General features: G+C 76.0%; 5 protein-coding genes. 3 read left to right on the top strand and 2 right to left on the bottom strand.

From position 1 onward, the window contains the following. Positions 1-42 precede the first annotated feature (42 nt). Positions 43-768 carry a spermidine synthase gene (locus tag DQW06_RS27135; protein ID WP_041553447.1) on the bottom strand — a complete coding sequence of 242 codons (726 nt, stop codon included), beginning with the start codon at positions 766-768 and terminating at the stop codon, positions 43-45. Between the two features lie 136 nt (positions 769-904). On the opposite strand from DQW06_RS27135, the gene DQW06_RS27140 reads away from it, so the two are divergent. Together DQW06_RS27140 and DQW06_RS27145 are read left to right on the top strand one after the other, a co-directional pair. Beyond that, complete coding sequence (locus DQW06_RS27140; protein ID WP_013156371.1) at positions 905-1,318, top strand: hypothetical protein; 414 nt, start codon at positions 905-907, stop codon at positions 1,316-1,318. Positions 1,319-1,401: 83 nt separating this feature from the next. Further along, positions 1,402-2,202 carry a MerR family transcriptional regulator gene (locus DQW06_RS27145; protein WP_117199559.1) on the top strand — a complete coding sequence of 267 codons (801 nt, stop codon included), beginning with the start codon at positions 1,402-1,404 and terminating at the stop codon, positions 2,200-2,202. Here DQW06_RS27145 and DQW06_RS27150 read toward each other — a convergent pair. Then, the gene (locus DQW06_RS27150) at positions 2,133-3,038 is read right to left on the bottom strand and encodes a MerR family transcriptional regulator (RefSeq protein WP_232833180.1); all 906 of its coding nucleotides are present in this window, start codon (positions 3,036-3,038) and stop codon (positions 2,133-2,135) included. The genes DQW06_RS27145 and DQW06_RS27150 overlap by 70 nt on opposite strands. Positions 3,039-3,100: 62 nt before the next feature. Between DQW06_RS27150 and DQW06_RS27155 the strand changes: the two genes are divergently transcribed. Further along, a complete protein-coding gene (locus tag DQW06_RS27155) occupies positions 3,101-3,577 on the top strand; it encodes a DUF6194 family protein (RefSeq protein WP_117199561.1) in 477 nt (158 codons plus the stop codon). Positions 3,578-3,609: the final 32 nt, after the last annotated feature.

The raw sequence follows: 3,609 nt of genomic DNA on the forward strand, positions 1-3,609 counted from the left end.
GCGCTGAGGCGGGCGGCACCGCCGCGAACGCGGCCGCCCGCCTCAGCGCGGCTCGCGCGCCAGATAGACGGTGTCGGGCACGCCGCGGGCGACCGGCACCTCGATGACCTCCACCGAGGCGAACCTGCCCCGCAGCGACTCCTCGAAGGCGGGCACCGCGTTGGCGCTCCAGAAGGCCAGGACCCCGCCGGGGGCGAGCAGGCGGGTGAGCCGGTCCAGCCCGGCCGCCTCGTAGAGGCGGTTGTTGTTCTCCACCACCGTCCAGTCGGGCCCGTTGTCGGTGTCCAGGCAGATCGCGTCGTAGCGGACGGGGGCCGCGGCCGAGGACGCCTCCTCCAGCCAGGCCACGATGTCGGCGTTGACCACCCGGCAGCGCGGGTCCCGGTGCACGTACTCGGCGGCCTCGCCCAGTTCCCCGTCGTGCCAGGCGATCACGTGGGATTCGAGTTCCACCACGTCCACCACCGCCACCCGGGGGTGCTCCAGGGCCTCGCGGGCGGAGAAACCCACGCCCAGGCCGCCGATGAGCACCCGGGAGCGCGAGCGGCCCGCCGGGAGGGCGGCGAGGCTGGCGCGCACCATCTCCCGCTCGGAGGTGCCGTCGCGGGTGTCCATGAGGAAGACGCCGTTGGAGTAGATCTCGTAGTGCGCGCCCACGCGGCGCAGCACGAGGTCTCCGCCGGTCTCCCCGGTCACCCTCGCCAGGGTGGCCGTCTCCTCCTCGGGCTCACGGGAAACCGGGGCGGTGTACGTCGTCGGCTGGTCCATACCCCACATTGTGCCGCCCGGCGGGCGCGCCCGCGTTCCCGCCGAGGGGAGGAACGGGGCGCTGTCCGCGGGGTCGTCTCGGGCCGTGGGATTACCGAAGAGTAGGGTCGGTGTCCACCCACCGGAGGAGGACTCCATGCAGGTGAAGCGCGGGCGCGGCGGACTGCTCGACCGGGTGCGCGGAGCCGCTCCCCACGCCCTCGGCGTCCTGTTCGTGGCTTCGGGCGTGCTGCACCTCGCGGCGCCCGGACCCTTCCAGGCGATCATGCCCCGCTCCCTGCCCGCGCCGCGCGCGTGGGTCCACGGCAGCGGCGCGGCCGAACTGGTCTGCGGCGCGGGGCTGCTGACGCGCAGGGCGTGGGCCGGACCGGCGAGCGCGGCCCTGCTGCTCGCCGTGTGGCCCGCCAACGTCCGGATGGCCCTCGACTCGGGTACGGGCAGGCTCCGGGGCCCGGCCGACAACCGCCTCGTGGCCTGGGGCCGCGTACCGCTCCAGGTCCCGCTCGTCTGGGCCGCCCTCCAGGCCCGCCGCGGGGACCGGAAGGACTGACCGACGGCGCCCCGCGCCGGGGCGTCGGCGAGCCCGGAGCGCCCGTTTGCCCCTCCCCTGGGGGGAGGAGCCACAGTGGAACCATGCTTCCCATCGGTTCCTTCAGCGAACTCACCGGCCTCTCGCACAAGGCACTGCGCCACTACCACTCCCTCGGGCTGCTGGTCCCGGCCCGCGTGGACGAGGACACGCAGTTCCGCTGGTACACCGTCGACCAGATCGAGCGCGCCGGGCGGATCGTCACCCTGCGCCGTGCAGGCATGGGCCTGGACGCCGTCCGGCGCGTGGTGGACGACCCCGGCCTGGCCCCGGACGCGCTGCGCCGGCACGCCGAGGACCTCCGGCGCGAGCGGGAGGCCCAGGACCGGGCGCTGGCGGAGGCCCTCGCGGTCCTGGCGTGGGAGCCGAGGGTGGAGGTCCGGCCCCGGCGGGCGCGCACGGCCCTGACGGGGGTGACCGCGCTCTCCCCTGACGGGGACTTCGACCTGGACCGGGAGCGCGCCGAGGTGCACGCCCTGGCCGGGCGGCTCGGCGCGCTGGTCGAGGAGCTCGGGTGGCGCGCCGACGGCCGGTGGTGGAAGAGCCTGGAGCCGGGGCCGGACGGCGCGGGCTACCGGGTGTGCGTGCCGGTCGCGGAGGCCGGGTCCTCCCCGTCCCCGCTGCCGGAGGGCGTGGAGCTGGTGGAGTACGGGGAGGGCACCGAGGTCGGGCTGCTGATGCCCGGCCGGGAGAGCCTGGGCGGCCTCACCCTGGCGCTGACCCACCTGTTCGGGCACGAGGTCGAGGGCATGTTCGCCGACGTGGGCGCCCTCCGTCAGTCGGAGTACGACGGGGGCGTGGAGTTCGCCGTCGGGCTGCGGCCCCTGTCGGAGGCTCCGGAGTGAGGGCCCGGGGACTCGGGTCCCGCGCCTGAGGGCCCCGGGTCCCGAGCCCCCGTACCCGGGATGTCCGCTACCGCGGGCTCCGTATCCGCAGGTCCCGCACCGGTGGGCCCCGTGCCCGGGGTCCGCGCCGACCGCAGCAGGGCGCCGAGCGCGGCGGCGCCTTCGAGCAGGGCCGCCGACCGGGCGTCGATGCTCGCGTCCCGGGCGGCCAGCGCGGCCATCACCTCGTCCCACCGGTGCGCGCGGCGCAGCTGCGGCATCAGGGCACGGAGCGGGGCGATGCGGTACCCGGCCATGCGCAGCTGGTGGACGATCCGCGCGTCCCTGGCGTCGGCGGGCGAGTACCTCCGCGTTCCCCCGGGGGAGGTCCTGCCGGGCACGACGAGCCCTTCCGCGTCCCAGTGCCGCAGCGTCGAGGGCCTCACTCCGAGCGCGGCGGCGAGTTCGGAGACGCCCATGGAGTCCGCCGGGCGGACGTCCCCGACCGGCTCCGCGGCGATCGCCTCCGCGGCCTGCCTGGCCAGCCCGAGTTCCCGGCGCTCGGCGTGGAGCCGGGCGTGCGCGGCGTCCAGGAGGGCGAGCAGGTCCGAGGCCGGGTACCCGTGCGCGGCGCGCACGATCCGCCCGGCCTCGACCGGGCCGGTCCCGGCGGCCAGGGACCGGTAGGCCAGGGCCGAGCACACGTGCGCCTCGGTGTAGACGCGGTAACCCGAGGCCGTGCGCGCCGCCGGGGGCAGCACACCGCCGCGTTCGAGGTTGCGCACCTGCTGGACGGAGTACCCGGAGCGCCGGGCCACGTCGACCGTGCGCATGGCGGTCGAGTTGCGACTTCCCACTCCCCCACCTCGCACTCTTCGGGGAAAGTCTCCACAACCACATGAATGTAACGCTGGAACACATGAGCATCGAAGAGATCACCGCGTTCCTGGAGGGCCTTGAGGGCGTACTGACCCTCAGGCCGCAGCCCGGCGACGGCTCGCCCGAACTCAGCTGGGGCGACACGTTCTTCTACTACGCGCCCGACGGCGTCGTCCCCACCGCGACCCAGCCCTTCGCGACCATCGTGACGAAGGACTACCCCGACGACCGGGCGTCGCGCCTGGACCGGCCCGGCGTCTTCCGCCTGAACGTCGCCGCCGGAAGGGAGGCCTTCGTCAGCTGGACGGGCCGCGAGCCGCGCGAGCCGGCCGACCCGGACGCGGACCCGAGCGCGGCGGACACGGTGGTGGCGCACCCCGTCTACGGCGGCCTGGGCTGGCTCGCCGTGGTGAACCCGGGGCCGCGGACCGGGGAGGCGGCCCGGGAGCTGCTCCGCACGGCCCACGGCCTCGCCCGTTCGCGCCGTGGGCGGCGCACCGGGGCGGCACCGGACTGACGGGCGGCACCGGGCCGACGGGCGGCACCGGG

This window comes from Nocardiopsis sp. TNDT3, assembly GCF_003427465.1.
Lineage (GTDB): Bacteria > Actinomycetota > Actinomycetes > Streptosporangiales > Streptosporangiaceae > Nocardiopsis > Nocardiopsis dassonvillei.